Origin of the sequence: Humibacter sp., assembly GCF_035547335.1 — a bacterium.
GTDB lineage: Bacteria > Actinomycetota > Actinomycetes > Actinomycetales > Microbacteriaceae > Humibacter.
Genome location: NZ_DASZVF010000055.1, coordinates 1 through 17,151, shown reverse-complemented (window position 1 = coordinate 17,151; position 17,151 = coordinate 1). Strand labels below are relative to the sequence as shown.

Below are 17,151 nucleotides of genomic sequence, written 5' to 3'. Positions count from 1 at the left end.
GCTCACGGATTCCGTGCGCTCGACCGGCTCGAGGAGCGACGCCACGGGTCCCGCGTCAGGGATCGACCCAGAAGCCGCGGCCGCTGAACCAGCCGTCGCCGTATCCTCCCCCGTAGCCGCTGCCGTAGCCGCTGAAGGGGTCGTACCCCGGCGTTCCGCCGTCGAAGCCGCCGTCAGTGGCGCCCTGACGGCCGGGGCGGGTGCCCCGTGAGCCGAGGTAGCTGTCCACCACGGCGACGCCGAGATCCTCGAGCTCCGGGGCGACGACCCGTCCGTTCACGCGGCGCGCCAGGCCGTCGACGAAGCGCGCCAGCCCGGGGTCCGAGCCGAGCCGGAAGATCGTGATCTGCGCGCCGAGTCGCATCGAGACATCCAGCTCCTCAACGGTGTGCGCGATCGTGATCGGATGCGGCGGGTACGCGAAGCGCACGGAGCCGTCCGGCTCCACGTGCGATGTCGGCTCCCCATCGGTGACGACGAGCAGCACGGGCTGCGCATCAGGATGCTTGCGGAAGTGCCTGTTGGCCAGCAACAAGGCGTGATGCAGGTTGGTTCCCTTGTCCCACATGGCGTCCAGGCCGGTGAGCTCCTCGATCTCCATCACCTGCGCATGCCGGGAGAACCCGATGAGCTCCAGGCTGTCGTCGCGGAAACGGGAGCGGATGAGCGTGTGCAACGCCAGCGCCGTGCGCTTCATCGGCACCCACCGTCCGTCCATCGCCATGGAGAACGAGGTGTCCACGAGCAGTGCGACGGCGGCCTGTGTGCGCGACTCCGTCTCCAGCACCTCGATGTCGTCCAGCTCGATCCGACGCCCGCCGTCCGTCGCGGTGCCCGACGCCCTCCGCAGTACGCCGTTCAGCATCGTCCGCGGGATGTCCCACGCCTCGGTGCTCCCGAACTCCCATGCTTTGGTGCCGCCGGATGCCTCGCCGGCGGCGCCTGCAAGGTGCACGTCGCGCTCTCCCCTGCGCCGTGACATCCGTTGCGCGATGTCGCGCAGCAGAGACTGACCCAGCTGGCGCATCGCCTTGGGGGTCAGCTGCAGGTTGCCGCGGGAGTCGCGGCGGAACGTGTTGCTGCGCCGCAGCGCCTGCTCGAGGTCGCGCAGGGTGCGGGCATCCACCGCCGCATCGTCGCCCAGCTGCCTGGCCAGCTTGTCGAGATCGACATCGTCGAGCCGGGCGCCGTCGTACCCCTGTGAGAGCTGTTCGGCGAGCTCGTCGAGATCGGCCAGGTCAGACAGCACCTGGGTCCCTTCCGCCAGTCCGAGCGGCTCGTCGCCGTCGAAACGCTCCGAACCGCTCCAGTCCTCGCCCGGGCGCAGGGCGCGCAGGTTGTCGTCGAGGTCGGACAGCTGTTCCATCAGCTGCGGTGACCCGAACGCCTGCGCCGACAGCTCCATCAGCTCCTGGCGCTGCTCGTCGGTCATCGAGTTGAGCATGCGCTGGGCCGCGGCCGACCGCTGCGCGAGTGCGTCGATCAGCTCGTCGACGTTCTGCGGGTTCTCCGGAAAGTACTGTCCGTGCTTGTCCATGAACTCGTCGAAGTCGGCCTGCGTATCCTCGCCCCGGCGGTGCTTGCCGAGCAGGTCGTTGAGGTCGCTGAGCATCTCGTTGACGGACTGCCTGTCTTCGTCCGTCACGTTCTGCAACGTCTGCTTGAGGCCCGAGAAGCGCTGGCCGAGCAGCTCCTGGCCCAGCATGTCCTTGATCTTCTGGTAGTCGGCGCGCGCCTGCGACGACCGCCAGTCGTAGTCGCTGAGCTCGTTCACGGCGGCGGAGGTCGACGCGGGAAGGCTCTCCAGCCGCATCTCGGCGAACGAGCGGTCGGTGTCGTCCATGTCGACGTCGCGCGCCAGCTGTTTGCGCTCCTCCAGCACGGCATGGTCGAGCAGCCTCTTGATGTCCTGCAGCGTTCCGCCGAGGTCGTGCCGCCGCACCAGGTCCCTGCGTCGCTCCGCCACGCGGCGCGCCAGATCGTCGAGGCCGGCCTGGTCGCGGCCGCCGCGCCGGAGGAACTCGTTCAGCGCGCGCTCCGGCGAGTAGCCGGCCATGACGTCCTCGCCGATCGCGTCCAGCGCCTCGGCGAGGTCGACCGGGGGCGCGAGCGGGTCGCCGCCCTCGTATCTGTGGAATCTGCTGATGGGCGGCCCGTACGGGCTTCCGGAGTCGCGACGCCCGAACCGCTCAGCCATAGATGGTCTCGTTCCCGTCGGTGTCCTTGCCGATCTTGCGCGCCAGGTACAGGCCCTCCAGCGCGAGCTCGATGGCGGCGGCGCGCTCGCCGTCGGTGCGGGCATCCAGCCGTTCCACGATCTCGTCGTACACCGGGGACTCGCCCAGCATGGGAAGCCCCTCGAGGAACTCGGCAGCCGTCACCCGCTCCCCCGTCGCGACCATGGCGCCCGCCTCGATCGCGGTGACCAGGTGACCGAAGTCGATGCCTCGGAAGTGCGCCCGCACGGCATCCGCCGTCGCCGTGCGGAGCAGATGCGTGAGCACCTCGGACTCCCGGCCCTGTTCGCCCGTCTCGAACTCGATCTTGCCTCCGAGCACCTCGACGGCCGTGTCCAGGTCGACGGTTCTCGCGACGGCCTCGTCTTCGCCGCGCTGCGTCGCGCGGTGCAGCGCGGCCGCCGCGATGGTCTCGGCGCCCGCGATCGCGAACCGCGCGCTCACGCCGCTGCGCTGGTCGATCGAGCTCGACTCGCGCAGGTTGCGGGTGAATCGGGCGAGGATCTCCACGAGGTGATCGGGGACATCCGCGACGAGGTCGGCCTCTTGCCTGATCACGGCGATCTCGGCCTCGAGCTGTCGCGGGTAGTGCGTGCGGATCTCCGCGCCGAAGCGGTCCTTCAGCGGCGTGATGATGCGTCCGCGGTTCGTGTAGTCCTCGGGGTTGGCGCTCGCGACCACGAGCACATCCAGCGGCAGCCGCAGCACGTACCCGCGGATCTGGATGTCGCGCTCCTCCATCACGTTGAGCATCGACACCTGGATGCGCTCGGCCAGGTCGGGAAGCTCGTTGATCGCGACGATGCCGCGGTGGCTGCGGGGAATGAGGCCGAAGTGGATCGTCTCCGGGTCTCCGAGCGAGCGGCCCTCGGCGACCTTCATCGGGTCCACGTCGCCGATCAGGTCGGCGACAGACGTGTCCGGTGTCGCGAGCTTCTCGACGTACCGTTCGCTGCGGTGCCGCCAGGCGATGGGCAGCTCGTCGCCGAGCTCGGCCGCGCGGCGGATCGAGGCGTGCGTGATGGGCTCGTACGGATGCTCGCCCAGCTCGGACCCTGCGATGACGGGCGTCCACTCGTCGAGAAGCCCGCCTATCGTGCGCAGCACGCGCGTCTTGCCCTGGCCGCGCTCGCCGAGCAGCACGATGTCATGACCGGCGATGAGCGCGCGCTCGAGCTGCGGGATGACGGTGCTCTCGAAACCGTGCACGCCCGGCCACGGATCCTCTCCGGCCCGCAGCTTCGCGAGCAGGTTGTCGCGCACCTCGGTGCGGAGGGGCTTCTGCACGTGGCCCGAGGCGCGCAACTCCCCCACCGTGCGGATCGCGGGGGCAGCGGAGGCGACCCCGTCGGCGGAGGCCACGCTTGCGGACAGCGGGTACGACTCGTCAGAAGGCGTCATGCTCCACGATACGCACGGTCGCCCCGGCTGAGAGAGGACTGTTCGACGATGTTCCCGTCTTGTTCCTCGAGTGCGGAGCGGTCGTCAGGAACGGTGCGTGCCCACGAGGACACCGGAGGCGAGCACGTGACCGGCCGCCTGCTGCAGCAGGTCGCCGAGGCCGCCGATCGTGTGCGCATCCAGTTCCCGGTCGAGCGCGAACAGGTGGAACCCGTAGTGGTGAGCGCCGTGGCCGGGCAGCGGTCGGGGCCCCTGGTAGGCGAGCCAGCCACGGAAGGCGGGCACGTACTGCACGGCGAGGTTGCCGGGCGTGAGCGCGCCCTCGGCCACGCCGCCCGACGCGGCGGCTCCCTCCTGCGCCGTTCCAGGCACGAGCAGCGCGATCATGTGCACGATGGGCGACTTCAGCGGGGCATCCGTGTCCTCCAGGATGAGCAGCAGCTGTCGCGTCTCCTGCGGCACGCCGATCCAGTCGAGGGCGGGCGAGACGTTCTGCCCCCGGCCGATCCCGCAGTAGCGCCGCGGGATGCGTCCGCCCGCCTCGAAGTCGGGCGACGTCACGGCGATGGTCCGTAACGCGGCGAGCTCAGGTGCGAACCGCACGCTGCGCTGCGGGTCGGGGCGCTGCCCGCGCAGCATCCAGCCGAGCGGGGTGACCAAGAGCTCTGCGAGAGACACGCGTCGTCCTTTCATCGAGCTGCGGATGGCTTCCGTCGCGGGCGTCGGCTCACCGGTCCTGTCGCGCGAGCGGCCGCCTCGATTCTTCCATCGGGGACGTCGCCGCAGTATTTCGAGTCTGGACGGCACCAGTGCGAACCGTAGGCTTCCCATGTGAGCGTGTCATCCCGTGCAGCAGCGACGACGTCCTCCGTCGAGCAGAGCGATGGTGTGCGATGAGGTCCAATCGGCTGGAGGCGTTCAGCGACGGCGTCCTCGCCATCATCATCACGGTCATGGTGCTCGGCCTCGCCGTGCCGGAAGGCACCAGCCTCGTCTCCCTCGTGCGAACCTCCGGTCTCGGCCTGCTCACGTATCTGCTGAGCTTCATCTACATCGGCATCTACTGGAACAACCACCACCACCTGTTCCAGCTGCGGCCCAGGGTCGACGGTCGCGTGCTATGGGCGAATCTGCACCTGCTGTTCTGGCTTTCGCTCTACCCGTTCACCACGCAGTGGCTGACCGAGACGCAGGTGGCGTTGGTGCCCACGGTGGCGTACGGGCTCAACCTGTTCGCCGCCGCGATCGCCTACACGATTTTGGAGCTCGTGATCGCCCGGCGACCGGACGGGCAGAAGCTGCGGGATGCCCTCGGCCGCGACATCAAGGGCGCGATCTCGCCCGTGCTGTACGCGCTGGGCATCGGGCTGGCGTTCGTCGTGCCCTGGCTCGGCCTGCTGCCCTTCGTCGCCGTCGCCGTCATCTGGCTGATTCCCGACCGGCGCATCGAGCGGTACCTGGAGGCGCACCCGGAGGACCACGACTGACCCGGACGCCAGCGCGTCCCCTTCCCGGAACGACGGCGCCCGTGCATGCCGACGGGCTAATCGGTCGGCGCGCGGCGCGCAAGCACTCGCGGAGCGCCGTCATCGGTGTTCGTCTGGCGTCATGTCGAAGACGAGCGATGGAGCGAAGACCGACCATCCTTCCGACGCGGATCGTCCCGGCGCCGAACTGTGGCTGCCGGAGCGCCGCACGCTGACGTCACTGCGGGAGGCCGCATCCGGATGCCGCGGATGCGAGCTGTGGCGCGACGCGCGACACGTCGTGTTCTCGCAGGGCCGGGCATCCGCCGCCATCATGCTCGTCGGCGAACAGCCGGGCGATCAGGAGGACACCACGGGAGAGCCGTTCGTCGGGCCGGCCGGCAGGCTGCTCGACGAGGCGTTGGAGGCCGCGCACATCGACCGCAGCAGCACGTACCTCACCAACGCCGTCAAGCATTTCCGGCACCACGCGGTGGGCAAGCGCCGCATTCACGACAAACCCGACGTCGGCAACATCGTGGCGTGTCATCCCTGGCTGGAAGCGGAGCTCGCGGCCGTCAAGCCGGCCGTCGTCGTGTGTTTGGGTGCCACAGCGGTGCGTGCCGTGCTCGGGCGCCCGCTTGCGATCTCGCGCGCTCGCGGGCAGCGTTTCGACGGCCCGGATGCTGCGTCGGAGGCCGGCGTGTTCGTCACGACGCACCCGTCCGCCGTTCTGCGCCTGCGAGGTAAGGACGGCTTCGACGAGGCCTTCGACCGCTTCGTCGGCGATCTGGAAGCAGCGGCGAGCGCGGCCCGCTGAGCCCCTGCGCAGCTAGAGGTCCTCGGGCGCCAGGTCGCCGTTGCCTTCCTCGCCGAGCTCGGCCACGAACGGATCCTCACCCTGCGTCTCCGGCTGGGCCTCGTCGGGATCCCGTAGCCCTCCGCCTCGAGCTCCTCCTGCTCCTCGGCCTCGACGTCCTCCTCCGGAAGCGGGTCCGGTGTGCCGATCTGGTCGGGATCCCGCGGCTCGGTGTCGGAGCTGGGGATCGTCGCTTCGTCCGCGTCGCCGGACTCGATGTGGATGCCTTCGTCACTGTCCATGGGTCGCTCCTCTTGTTGGTGTCCCGTGTTGAGGTCGGGTGTTGGGGTCCGGTGGGTGGGGTCCGGTGGGTGGGGTCCGGCGGGTTCTCGGCGCGGCGCCGCCCGTGTGCGTCTTGCTCGCATGACCGTGCTCGCCGGCGTCGCGGTTGCCGGCACGCCGTTGCCGGCGATGCGGACAGGATAGGACGGCACGGCCGACGCCGTGACCCGATTGACACAGCCGCGCCCGCCACCCGTTCGTCCGATCTGGTCCGGCCGTCGCCCGCTGGCTAGGCTTCTGGGGTGAGCCGGATCTTCACGACCAGCGTCGCCTCGGTGTATCCGCTCTACCTGGCCAAGGTGGAGCGCAAGGGCCGCACCCGGGCCGAGCTCGATCAGGTCATCTGCTGGCTGACCGGCTATGACGCCGCCGCACTCGCGCAGCGGCTGAACGACGGCAGCACCTTCGAGCAGTTCTTCGCAGAGGCCACCCTCAACGAGCACGCTGGGCTCATCACCGGATCCATCTGCGGCGTGCGAGTGGAGAGCATCGACGATCCGCTCATGCAGAAGATCCGCTACCTCGACAAGCTCGTCGACGAGCTGGCCAAGGGCAGACCGCTGGAGAAGGTGCTCCGCGCTCCCACCGCGGCACGCGGCGCCTCGGCCGCAGCACCGTCCGATACGGTGGGCTGACGCAGCACCCCCCTGGAGGAGCAATGGCCTACACCGTCGACTTCACCACCGTGTCCACGACCCGACTGGAATCGTCTCCCGTCGCGGATGCGCTCGCGGGGCTGCGTGCGAACGAGGCTCGGTACTTCAAGAACAAGTACGACCACACGTTCACGGTCGTGCCCGCCGACGAGCGCCCGCGACGCTCGAGTGGGTGAGCCGCATCCTGACGGAGGAACGCGGCCTGACGATCGCGTCGCGCCCGCTCGAGGCGACGGAGTTCGTGGTGGACGGCATCCGCATGGCGTACGTCTTCTACGAGTCGGGGCTGTCGATCAATGTGATGTACACGCTCGCCGATGGCGGCAAGCGCGCGGTGGGCTTCAAGCTCTCCGAAGGCATGGAGGTGCCGGACGAGCTGGCGGCGAGCTTCAAGTTTGCGCGCCAGAAGTCCCGGCTGGCCGGCGTCATCCGCGGCTCGTACTTCGTGATCAAGGGCACGTACTGACGCTTGCGGCGGTCACGCGGGCGCAGCGCCGACGCCGGTCCTCGTAGAGCGGATGCCGTTCAGGCCGAGCGTTCCACGATGAGCGAGTGAAGCGCTCGCGCCGCAGCGCTCAGCGGACGACTCCGAAGCGTGGCGACCTGCACCACCATGTCGTGCAGCTCCTCCTCGAGCGGAACCACTCGCACTCGCGTGAGACGGTCGGAGATGAACTCGGGCAGGAAGGCGATGCCCAGGCCGTTGTCCACGAGCGTGCCCATCGTCGCGATGTCCATCGTCTCCAGTGCGACCGGGCGACGGATGCCTGCGGCACGGAAGGCGGCATCCGTCAGCTGGCGCACCCCGTACCCGTCGGGAAAGTCGATGAACCTCTCACCGCCGAGCCGGTCGAGGCTCACCGGGCCCTGGCCGACCAGGGGGTGGTCGGCCGGAACCGTGAGGTGGATCGGCGAACGGGCCACCGGAACGATGTTGAGGTCTGGCACGCTCTGATAGACCGACACGAGGGCGACGTCCAGCTCCCCCGTGCGCAGCATGTCGATGAGTCCCGCTGTGCCCTTCTCGGCCGCCTTGAGCGTGATGGCCACCCTGCCGTGCCGCTCGGCGAAGTCGTGCAGCAGCACAGGGATGTCGACGAGCGTCACCGAGGTCATGTAGCCGACGGCGACGGATCCGGTCACCTCGCCGGCCGTCGCATCCACGGCATCCCGAGCGGCGCGCATGGCATCGAGCACCTTCCTCGCCTCCGGCAGCAACGCCTCTCCGGCAGAGGTCAGCCGCACCTGACGCAGGCTGCGGTCGAACAACGGCACGCCGAGGTCGCTCTCGAGCGATCGGATCGTCGCCGAGACGGCCGACTGCACCGTGTGCAGCTCGGCGGCCGCCCGGGTGAAGCTCAGCTCGGCTGCGACCGTCGCGAACGTCTGCAGCTGCCGGATGTCCATGCCTCCATCGTATTGAGCGATGGGTACAATCACGAACGATTGTTGGACACGATGTGTCCTTCGGCGCACCATATCGGGGTGAGTGACACGCAGCAGACCATGAACCGGCACCAGCACGGAGAATCCCCCACCCGTGAGAGCGCACGACGCGCGCGATTCAGCCACGGCGCGGGGTTCTGGGTGATCGCGGCGGCCTTCCTCATCTCGATGGGGTTCACGGTCGTGACGACGCCGCTGTGGTCGATCTACCAGGCGCGCGACGGCTTCAGCACGTTCATGGTCACGGTGGCGTTCGCCACCTACGCGGTCGGCGTGCTCGTCAGCCTGTTCCTCGCCGGCCACATCAGCGACTGGATGGGGCGGCGCACCATCCTGCTCCCCGCGATCCTCATCGAGGCGCTCGCCGCCGTGCTGTTCATCTTCTGGAACGATCTCCCTGGCCTCATCGTGGCCAGGTTCGTGTCCGGCATCGGAATCGGGATGATCACCGCGACGGCCACCGCGCACATCTTCGAGCTGCACTCGCGCGCTCATCCCGGACGCGGTCGGGCGCGGTCCGACATCGTCTCCACGGCGGCCAACATCGGGGGCTTCGCCGTCGGCGTGATCGTCTCGAGCGCGCTCGTGCAGTTCGCTCCCGACCCGACGGTGACCCCGTTCGTCGTGTTCCTGATCCTGCTGCTCCTCGCGGCTCTGGCTGTGGCGTTCGTTCCGGAGACCGTGGTCGCCGAGGCCGAGCGGCGGCGCTACCGGCCGCAACGGGTGAGCATCCCCCAGGCGGCACGCACGCGCTACTTCGCCGCCGCGGCGATCGCCTTCGCCGGGTTCGCCGTCCTCGGCCTGTTCACTGCGCTTGCGCCCTCCTTCGTCGCGGGAGAGCTGCACGACACCTCGCACCTGGTGGGCGGCGCTGTCGTGTTCGCCACGTTCGCCTCGGCTGCCGTGCTCCAGATCGGCGTGCGACGGTTCTCGTCGAACACCGCCGTGGTCACGGGACTCGTGCTCTATGTCGCCGGTTTCGTCGCGCTCGTCGCCGCTGTCGAAGCCGTCGATCTGCTGCTCTTCGTGGTGGGTGGTGTGCTCGCGGGCGGCGCCGCAGGCATCCTCTTCTCCACGGCGATCAGCGCTGCGGGACAGGCTGCCGCACGGGAGAACCGGGGCGAGGCGCTGGCCGGCATCTTCCTCAGCGGGTATGCCGGATTGGTCGTGCCCGTCGTGGGGCTGGGCGCCGCCACGCTTGCCGTCAGCATGTCGGCAGCGCTCATCGGCTTCGCCGTGCTCGTCGTGGTGATCGCCGTGATCGGATCCGTCGTGTTCCTCAGGGCCGCCGCACCCCGCGAATCCTGAGCGCCTGCGAACGCGGGGTCTGATCTCCGTCTACAGCACGAGCTGCCAGTCCTGTCCGATGAGGTCCGCGCCGAAGCTGTGGTGGGGGTCCTCGGCGACGAGCTCGAATCCGGCTCGCTCGTAGATGTGCCTGGCCGACTCGAGCACGGAGTTGGTCCAGAGCACGATCGAGCGATATCCGGAGCGTCGCGCGAAGTCCAGGCACGCCTCGACGAGCCGGCTGCCGACGCCATGCCCGCGACCTTCGGGAGTGACCAGCAGCAGTCGCAGTCGGGCCACGCCTTCTCCCGCATCCACGCACATCACGCAGCCGATCCGGCGGCCGCCGGCCTCGGCGATCCAGGCGCGCTGCCGGGCGGCATCCTGGGCGTTCGCGAAGTCCGCGACGATCCGGGCGACGAGCGCTTCGTAATCGGCGCTCCAGCCGAACTGGTGAGCGTAGACCTCGGCGTTGGCCATGACGATCCAGCCGAGGTCACCCGGCCGGTCGGCGGTGCGTATCACGACGTCCATGTCGCCTCCGTTCTCACTGGAACAGTTGTTCCAGTACCGATACTATCGCCCCATGCGTGAAGACAGAACGGATGCGTCGCCCCGGCGCCGCGAGCTCGCCCGTCGTGCGTACGAGTACGTGCTCGAGCACGGCCTGGCCGAGCTGTCGCTGCGGCCGCTCGCCGAGGCGATCGGCACGAGTGCCGGGGTGCTCATGTTCCTGTTCGGGAGCAAGGACGGCATGGTGCGCGCCATCCTGGCCGAGGCGAGGGCTGACGAACTCACGATGCTCGACGAGGTGCGAGAGGCGTCCGTCGCCGACCTCGTCGCGGTCGCCGGGAACGTCTGGGCCTGGCTGGCCGGTCCCGACCACGCGCGCGTGCTCACGCTCTGGGTCGAGGCGTACGGGCGCTCGCTGGGGACGACGGAGGGTCCGCTCGCCGGATTCGCAGCCCAGACCGTGCACGACTGGCTGGGCGTGCTGAACGGCAAGCAGGACACCGATGACGGTCCTGACGATTCGACCGATCCGCTTCTGTCCACCGCGGTGCTCGCGCTGCTTCGAGGCAGCATGCTCGACCTGCTCGCCACCGGAGAACGGGAACGAGTGGATGCCGCGTTCCGCGAATCCCTGCGTCGCCTGGCGAGCTAGGTTGCCCTCGATTCGGACCGGTCGCCCGGCCATGCACCCTGCACAGAGCCGATCCGACAGCGCCCCTTATGGGCGCTCGAACTCCGCCGACCGCCTATGCCACCGCCCACGGCCGGGTCGTCGTCGTGACGGTCGTCCCCTCGTCGATCGCGCGCCGGATCTCCAGCTGCAGGTACTGGTCCTGGCACGCCTCGGCCACGCTGTACACGGGCGCGCCGCCGCGAACATAGGCAGACATCCTGGCCAGGAGCGAGGTGATGCTCAGCTCGTCGTCGGCCAGCCTGGCGCGACCGAACGGGTTGGCGTACACGATGTCGCCCTCGAAGGCGTAGGAGCGCAGGAACTTGCCTTCGTGGCTTCCCGCCCCGCCGGCCTCGATGCGCTCGATGCGGCTGGTCACGGGCGTGAAGGCATCCGCGAGGTGGCGCACCGTCTCGTCCCTGAGCTCGCCGCTGGAGCCCCTGGCGAGCAGCGTGGGCGTGCGGATCCACGACCGGTACTGCTGATCGTGGAAGTCGTACGTGCCGTGCAGTCCGCCGTCGAACTCGAGCCAGGCCGACGTGCGGATGCCGTCCACGACACGGTCCTCCTGCGGGTCGCCCTGCCGGCTGGGACCGTCCTGCAGGCGTTCGGTGAACCGCCTGGCGGTGATTCGTGCGTTCTCGAACTCGACGCCGAGGATTCGTCGCATCACGCTCATGCCGTGGTAGTCGTGCGCGACCGAGACGGATGCCTCCGACACGGCGCCCAGCACACCACGTCGCACGATTTCCAGCTGAGCCGAGAGCAGCGGCTCCAGGTGGTACTGCTCGGCCACCTGGATGCGCGCACCGCCTCGCACGAGCTCGAGCAGCGCGAGTGATGACGCGAGGTCGGGTGCGACCGGCGTCTCGGTGAGCACGGCATGACCGGCGTCGGTGAGCGTGCGGATGATCTCGGTCGAGACGGACGGGCTGACCGCCACCACGACGAAGTCCGGGCGCCCGGAACGCAGGTCGTCGAGCGCGTCCACCGTGTCGACCGACCAGCGCTCGCCGAGCTGCTGGCGCACTTCCGCGCGGCGCGCCATGACGCCGGTGACCCGGAACACGTCGGGAACGGCAGCGGCCACCCGAAGGAACGCCTCGGCGCGGAACCCGCCACCCACGATCGCGAAGGTTGCCGGTTCGGTGTGCTCGTGGTCAGCAGTCATGCTTCATGGATAGCGGATGCGCACCGTTTCGGTTCCGGCCGGTTCGGCGTCAGCGACCGCGAGATCGGGAGCGACCGGCCGAGGCGACCAGCGCTGCCGCGGACGCGAGTGCGAGAACGACCCGCACGTTCCGGCGACGTCTGCCGTGCCATCCGCCGGTCGCCTCGGCAGGCGATCCGGACGCGAAGAGATTGCCCGCGCTGCTCGGCGCCGGTGCGCGGCCGAACTGACCCCACGCGGTCTGCACCGCCATGATCCCGTTCCCGAGACGCGGACTCAGTCGGTGAATCGCAACGAGGCCGCGCCCGAGCGCGCCGAGGGTGCGCTCGCCGCGCTCCGGATGGCGGATGGCGGCCAGGATGCCGTGCGCCACCAGCTCCGGCGGATACACCGGCGGCAGTGCGACGAGCTCGACCTCGGTGTGGTTCGCGGCGTGCTCGAAGAACGGGGTGTCGATGGTGGGCGGAACGACGCTGACGACGTGGATGCCCTTCCGCTCGAGGGCGAGCTCCGACCGCAGTGAGACGCCCAGCGCGAGCACGGCGGCCTTCGACATGGCGTACGGAGCCGAGAAGGGCTGCGCCACCTTGCCCACGATCGATGCCACGTTGACGATGACGCCGGATCCGCGCCGGCTCATGACGCGCAGGGCGGCGTGGCATCCGTTCGCGTAGCCCATGACGTTCACGTCCAGCACGCGTCGCACCTCACCCCGCGGCAGCTCCGCGAAGCGACCGTAGGATGCGACCGCGGCGACGTTGACCCACACGTCGAGGCGGCCGAACGTGGCGACGGCCTCGTTGGCGACCTCGAGCATCGCCTCGGGATCCGTCACGTCGGCCACGTGCGTCTGCGCCTGGCCGCCCAGCGCCCTGCACTCGTTCGCGACCTCGTCCAGCGCCGCTCGCCCTCGCGCGACGAGCACGAGCCGCGATCCTCTCGAGGCGAGAAGTCGCGCGGTCGTGCGACCGATACCGCTGGACGCTCCCGTGATGACGACGACGTCGGATCTGACCATGCGAGCCAGTCAAAGGGGCTGTTCGAGCGCCGCAGAGGGGTTGACACCTCGCGCACCGCGCGACCCGGCACATAGCACCGCCGGAGTCCGCAGGCATCCTATCGATTTCGAATGTGGCCTCGATGAGACGGATGTGCTGTCAATCCCTGACCGGTACCGATCCCGCGTGTTTGCGTGTCCGGACTCACCAGCGAAGAAATCAGAAAGGCCATCGAAACATGTTCTTCCACCGACAGCAGATGCAGCACACCGCGAGCCCCGACAAGCCAGACGCCGTCTACGCGCGCAAGCTGCAGGAGGTGCTCGGCGGCCAGTACGGCGAGATCACCGTCGCCATGCAGTACGGGTTCCAAGCCTGGAACGCGCACATCCCTGGAAAGTACCGCGACCTGCTCTACGGCATCGGTGCGGAGGAATTCGGCCACGTCGAGATGCTGGCGGTCATGATCGGCCAGCTGCTCGAGAAGGCCCCGCTCGGCATCACCACCGAGGCGGTGCAGGATGACCCGACCGTCGCGGCCGTCGTAGGCGGCACGGATGTTCAGGCGGCGATCGTCGCCGGTGCCGGCTCGCGGCCCGTGGACAGCAACGGCAATCCCTGGCAGGGCTCGTACGTGACGGCGAGCGGAAACCTCCTCGCCGACTTCATGTCGAACGCCAACGCCGAGATGCAGGGGCGGCTCCAGGTAGCTCGGCTCTATCACATGACCGACGACGCCGGTGTGCGCGACCTACTCGCGTTCCTCCTGGCCAGAGACACCATGCACCAGAACCAATGGCTGGCCGCCGTCGCCGAGCTGCGCGAAGAAGGCGTCGAGGACGTGCCTGTGCCGAGCAACTTCCCGCAGCAGAAGGAGGACCAGGACGTGCATTACCAGTACATCAACTTCTCCGACGGCGAGGCCGCCTCGACGGGAAGCTGGGCGAGCGGGCCCACTCCCGACGGAAAGGGAGAGTTCACCTATCTCGACGGCCCCGAGAGCAGCGTGCCCATGCCGCCGCCCACGCATCCGGATGCTCGTTTCTACGGCACTACGGAGGTGCCGAACGTCGTCGAGAAGGCGGCCGGAGCCATGCAGGACAAGCTCCACAAGGAGTGACCGGCGCCCGGCAGGACCGATCTGCCCGCACGCACGCGGCCAGGTCAGACCGGACCAACAGGGCACCACCGAAGTTCGGCTGCAGATACGGAAGAAGTCCTGATGAAGACGGGCATCAGGACTTCTTTTGTCGGGCTGACAGGATTTGAACCTGCGACCCCTTGACCCCCAGTCAAGTGCGCTACCAAACTGCGCCACAGCCCGTTGCCGTCCGCGGACGGCCCTGGACAGTTTACAGGGTCCGAAGGGGCCGGCCGCACCACCGGACGAGGACCCGGCCGGTCCTTCTCCGAGCCTCATGCGTCGCTGGGGCGGGGTCGGTGAGCCCACACACGACCTGGCCCCTTGCATCCGCCGGCGGTAGCGTGGCGGCATGGACGCGAAGGCGCGCGACCAGGCGAGCACAGACATCCGTGTCATTCCGGTGACCGAGGTTCCCTGGAGTGATGTGCGCACGGTGTTCGGTACACGCGGCGACCCTGCCACGTGCTGGTGCCAGTACTTCAAGCTGTCGAACGCCCAGTGGCGTGCCACGGATGTTCCGGTCCTCGAAGCCGCGCTGTGCGAGCAGGTGCGCCACTCCCCCGGCCCACGCCTGATCGCCTACGCCGCCGACGAACCCGCCGGCTGGGTCGCGGTCGAGCCGCGACCGGCATACGGACGCCTGCACAGGACGCGCGTCGTGGCACGGGGCAGTGCGGAAGAGCCCGACGACCCGAGCGCGTGGGCGATCACGTGCTTCGTCGTGCGGGTCGGGTTCCGGCGCCGCGGCATCGCATCCGCCTTGCTCGCGGCCGCCGTCGAGCACTGCAGAGCCTCGGGGTCACGCGTCGTGGAGGGGTACCCGATCGACACCGCGGAGCGGAAGGCGTCATCCGCCGACCTGTACCACGGAGGGCTCTCCACGTTCGTCTCCGCGGGGTTCGAGATCGTCTCGCGTCCGCAGGCTGGCCGCGCGGTCGTGAGCCTGACGCTCTGACGGGTCGTCCCGCATCATCCGCCGGACACAACCCGTCCAGGCGCGGCCCTAGGCTTGATGCATGCGCCTGTGGAGTCTGCACCCGCGGTACCTCGACGCCGTCGGGCTCGTCGCGTGCTGGCGCGAATCGCTCCTCGCGCAGAAGGTGCTCAGGGGCATCACGCGCGGCTACCGCCGGCATCCGCAGCTCGAGCGATTCCGGTCCGATCCGGCCGCCATCGGCACCTACCTGCACCTGCTGGCCGACGAAGCGGATGCCCGCTCCTACCACTTCGACCGCTCCCGAATCCTCGATGCGCCCACCACGCCGCCTGTGCTGCTGCCCATCACCAGCGGGCAGCTCGAGTACGAACGGCAGCGTCTCGTCGCCAAGTACACGCTGCGGTCGCCGCAGCTGGTCGAATCGCTGCTGGCCGAACCGAGCATCCTGCCGCACCCGCTCTTCCGCGTGGTCGACGGCGACGTCGAACCATGGGAGCGTGTGACTATCGGCTCCACCTCCGCAGAACACGAGGAGCACCCATGAGCGCAGCTGACGGCCGCCTGCGGTTCCAACACGACTCCATCCGCACCGCTGCCGAGCTCTTCGACGCGGGAAAGGCGGCCCGCGGACAGCTTCCCCGGTCCGCTCACGCCGAGTACAAGCCGGCGAAGGATCGCGACCCGATCGGCATCCTGCGCAAGCAGCACGAACATCGCGTGCCCGACCTGATCCCGCTGCGCATGGAGCGGATGACCGCAAGCCCGTTCGCCTTCTACCGCGGGTCCGCCGCCGTGCAGGCCGCCGATCTGCGCGACGCCCCGCGCACCGGCGTCGACGTGACCATCTGCGGCGACGCGCACCTGGCGAACTTCGGCATCTACGCGTCCCCGGAGCGTTCGCTCGTGTTCGACCTCAACGACTTCGACGAGTCGGCATGCGGGCCGTGGGAGTGGGATGTCAAACGGTTCGTCACGAGCGTCGTCGTCGCGGCGCGGCAACGCGGGTTCAAGGAGTCCAAGGTGCAGACGGCCGCCCTCGAGGCGGCGGCCAGCTACCGGATCGCTCTGCGTCAGATCACGCAGCTGAGCGTGCTGGAGCGCTACTACATCCGCGCGGACGTGCACCGCGGCCAGCGGGCGGCGAGCTCGCAGAAGATCCTCGATCACGCGATCGACGCGGCATCCCGCCGCACCTCGGCGCGCGTCGTGCGCAAGATCACCGAGCGTGCTGACGACGGGTCGACGACCATCATCGAGAACCCTCCTGTGCTGACGCACGTTCCCGAGGCGACCGAGCAGGAGCTGCTCTCGGTGCTGCACGACTACATCCAGACCGTCCCCTCCGACATCGCCGTGCTGCTGTCGCAGTACGTGCCGACGGATGTCGCGCGCCGCGTCGTCGGCGTCGGCAGCGTCGGCACCCGCTGCTACATCCTCGTGCTGTCCGGGCCGGCGAAGGAGTCGCTCGTGCTGCAGCTGAAGGAGGCGACGGATTCGGTCGCCGTCGAGTTCGGCAGAGCCGCCGCGTCCTGCGCGCCCGCGTTCGCCTCACGAGCCGACAGCGACGAGCACGGATACCGCGTCGTCTCGAACCAGCACGTGCTCCAGGCCGTCAGCGACCCGTTCCTCGGCTGGGTCAGGCACGACAGTCACGCGTTCTATGTGCGCCAGTTCCGCGACCAGAACGTCTCCATCGACACCGAGACCCTCGACTTCCGCCCGTTCACCGACTACGTGGATGCCTGCGGCACCGTGCTCGCACGCGCTCACGCCCAGTCCGCCGCCGCGCCGTTCATCGCCGGATACCTCGGCGGCGGCACGCCGTTCGACTCCGCCGTGGCGGAATGGGCATCGGCGTACGCGGACCAGACCATCGAGGACTACCATGCCCTTCGCAAGGCCGTGAAGAGGGGCGAGATCTAGCGGCACAGCCGCCTCCCGCGGCCGAGACGGCCGCGCCGCGTACGGCGGGAAGGTCCGAAAGGACCTTCCCGGAAGCGGCGGCTCAACGCCGCCGCTTCTCCCGTATCGGCCCAGGCGGCAGAGCCGCCTCCCGTGGCCGACCGCGGCCGAGACGGCCG

At 69.2% G+C, this 17,151-nt stretch carries 16 protein-coding genes, 1 tRNA gene and 1 pseudogene; 10 read left to right on the top strand and 8 right to left on the bottom strand.

All coding sequences use genetic code 11. The features are described from left to right. Positions 1–55: 55 nt before the first annotated feature. The 3 genes from VHB92_RS11600 to VHB92_RS11590 form a co-directional block, all read right to left on the bottom strand. Positions 56–2,197, bottom strand: coding sequence for a VWA domain-containing protein (locus VHB92_RS11600; RefSeq protein WP_325453913.1), 2,142 nt, complete (start codon positions 2,195–2,197; stop codon positions 56–58). Next, positions 2,190–3,638 (bottom strand): magnesium chelatase, encoded by a 1,449-nt coding sequence (locus VHB92_RS11595; RefSeq protein ID WP_325453912.1) that lies wholly within the window; start codon positions 3,636–3,638, stop codon positions 2,190–2,192. The genes VHB92_RS11600 and VHB92_RS11595 overlap by 8 nt, the downstream gene beginning before the upstream one ends. An 84-nt stretch (positions 3,639–3,722) precedes the next feature. Beyond that, positions 3,723–4,316, bottom strand: a complete 594-nt coding sequence (locus tag VHB92_RS11590) for a YbhB/YbcL family Raf kinase inhibitor-like protein (RefSeq protein ID WP_325453911.1) — start codon at positions 4,314–4,316, stop codon at positions 3,723–3,725. Between the two features lie 215 nt (positions 4,317–4,531). On the opposite strand from VHB92_RS11590, the gene VHB92_RS11585 reads away from it, so the two are divergent. The 4 genes and pseudogenes from VHB92_RS11585 to VHB92_RS11570 all read left to right on the top strand — a co-directional run bounded on the left by VHB92_RS11585 (position 4,532) and on the right by VHB92_RS11570 (position 7,367). Further along, complete coding sequence (locus VHB92_RS11585) at positions 4,532–5,125, top strand: TMEM175 family protein (RefSeq protein WP_325453910.1); 594 nt, start codon at positions 4,532–4,534, stop codon at positions 5,123–5,125. 121 nt (positions 5,126–5,246) lie between these two features. Then, on the top strand, positions 5,247–5,924 hold the full coding sequence (locus VHB92_RS11580; protein ID WP_325453909.1) for a UdgX family uracil-DNA binding protein: 678 nt from the start codon (positions 5,247–5,249) through the stop codon (positions 5,922–5,924). Positions 5,925–6,487: 563 nt separating this feature from the next. Continuing rightward, on the top strand, positions 6,488–6,880 hold the full coding sequence (locus VHB92_RS11575) for a DUF2200 domain-containing protein (protein WP_325453908.1): 393 nt from the start codon (positions 6,488–6,490) through the stop codon (positions 6,878–6,880). 23 nt (positions 6,881–6,903) lie between these two features. Beyond that, a pseudogene (locus VHB92_RS11570) lies at positions 6,904–7,367 on the top strand (phage tail protein). Between the two features lie 59 nt (positions 7,368–7,426). On the opposite strand, the gene VHB92_RS11565 reads toward VHB92_RS11570, so the two are convergent. Beyond that, entirely contained in the window at positions 7,427–8,308 is an 882-nt protein-coding gene (locus tag VHB92_RS11565) for a LysR family transcriptional regulator (protein WP_325453907.1), read from the bottom strand. A gap of 78 nt (positions 8,309–8,386) precedes the next feature. On the opposite strand from VHB92_RS11565, the gene VHB92_RS11560 reads away from it, so the two are divergent. Further along, positions 8,387–9,655 carry an MFS transporter gene (locus VHB92_RS11560; protein WP_325453906.1) on the top strand — a complete coding sequence of 423 codons (1,269 nt, stop codon included), beginning with the start codon at positions 8,387–8,389 and terminating at the stop codon, positions 9,653–9,655. Between the two features lie 30 nt (positions 9,656–9,685). Here VHB92_RS11560 and VHB92_RS11555 read toward each other — a convergent pair whose 3' ends face one another. Continuing rightward, positions 9,686–10,168, bottom strand: a complete 483-nt coding sequence (locus VHB92_RS11555) for a GNAT family N-acetyltransferase (protein ID WP_325453905.1) — start codon at positions 10,166–10,168, stop codon at positions 9,686–9,688. 52 nt (positions 10,169–10,220) lie between these two features. Here VHB92_RS11555 and VHB92_RS11550 point away from each other — a divergent pair, with 52 nt between their 5' ends. Beyond that, complete coding sequence (locus tag VHB92_RS11550) at positions 10,221–10,799, top strand: TetR/AcrR family transcriptional regulator (RefSeq protein WP_325453904.1); 579 nt, start codon at positions 10,221–10,223, stop codon at positions 10,797–10,799. A 94-nt stretch (positions 10,800–10,893) separates the two neighbouring features. Here the strand turns inward: VHB92_RS11550 and VHB92_RS11545 are convergent, their stop codons facing one another. Continuing rightward, positions 10,894–11,991, bottom strand: coding sequence for a Gfo/Idh/MocA family oxidoreductase (locus VHB92_RS11545; RefSeq protein WP_325453903.1), 1,098 nt, complete (start codon positions 11,989–11,991; stop codon positions 10,894–10,896). 49 nt (positions 11,992–12,040) lie between these two features. Beyond that, positions 12,041–13,009, bottom strand: coding sequence for an SDR family oxidoreductase (locus VHB92_RS11540; RefSeq protein WP_325453902.1), 969 nt, complete (start codon positions 13,007–13,009; stop codon positions 12,041–12,043). 218 nt (positions 13,010–13,227) lie between these two features. Between VHB92_RS11540 and VHB92_RS11535 the strand changes: the two genes are divergently transcribed. Further along, the gene (locus VHB92_RS11535) at positions 13,228–14,109 is read left to right on the top strand and encodes a manganese catalase family protein (protein WP_325453901.1); all 882 of its coding nucleotides are present in this window, start codon (positions 13,228–13,230) and stop codon (positions 14,107–14,109) included. 130 nt (positions 14,110–14,239) lie between these two features. On the opposite strand, the gene VHB92_RS11530 is transcribed toward VHB92_RS11535, so the two are convergent. Beyond that, positions 14,240–14,313: transfer RNA gene (locus VHB92_RS11530), tRNA-Pro, on the bottom strand. Positions 14,314–14,482: 169 nt separating this feature from the next. On the opposite strand from VHB92_RS11530, the gene VHB92_RS11525 reads away from it, so the two are divergent. From VHB92_RS11525 to VHB92_RS11515, 3 genes are all read left to right on the top strand, one after another. Next, on the top strand, positions 14,483–15,088 hold the full coding sequence (locus VHB92_RS11525; protein ID WP_325453900.1) for a GNAT family N-acetyltransferase: 606 nt from the start codon (positions 14,483–14,485) through the stop codon (positions 15,086–15,088). Positions 15,089–15,149: 61 nt separating this feature from the next. Continuing rightward, positions 15,150–15,614 (top strand): pyrimidine dimer DNA glycosylase/endonuclease V, encoded by a 465-nt coding sequence (locus VHB92_RS11520; RefSeq protein ID WP_325453899.1) that lies wholly within the window; start codon positions 15,150–15,152, stop codon positions 15,612–15,614. Beyond that, positions 15,611–16,993, top strand: a complete 1,383-nt coding sequence (locus tag VHB92_RS11515; protein WP_325453898.1) for a DUF2252 domain-containing protein — start codon at positions 15,611–15,613, stop codon at positions 16,991–16,993. The genes VHB92_RS11520 and VHB92_RS11515 overlap by 4 nt, the downstream gene beginning before the upstream one ends. The last annotated feature ends 158 nt before the right edge of the window (positions 16,994–17,151 follow it).